Source organism: Streptomyces sp. NRRL F-6676, from assembly GCF_000725625.1.
GTDB lineage: Bacteria > Actinomycetota > Actinomycetes > Streptomycetales > Streptomycetaceae > Streptomyces.
In genome coordinates, this window is sequence record NZ_JOHS01000144.1 from 1 (window position 1) to 293 (window position 293).

The 293-nt window shown below is 69.6% G+C and carries 1 protein-coding gene; it reads left to right on the plus strand.

Annotation, left to right across the window (positions count from 1 at the left end; genetic code table 11):
- On the plus strand, positions 1-293 hold a 293-nt coding region (locus tag IO29_RS31375; RefSeq protein WP_037840719.1), incomplete at both ends, for a methylmalonyl-CoA mutase family protein.

Here is a 293-nt window from a genome sequence, read left to right on the forward strand (position 1 = left end):
TTCCCGCCCAAGCCGTCGCTGCGGCTGATCGCGGACATCTTCCAGTACTGCCGCACCGAGATCCCCCGGTGGAACACCATCTCGATCTCCGGCTACCACATGGCGGAGGCCGGGGCCTCGCCCGCGCAGGAGATCGCCTTCACCCTCGCCGACGGCATCGAGTACGTGCGCACGGCGGTCGCCGCCGGGATGGACGTGGACGACTTCGCGCCCCGCCTGTCGTTCTTCTTCGTCGCGCGGACGACGATCCTGGAGGAGGTCGCCAAGTTCCGTGCCGCCCGCCGGATCTGGGC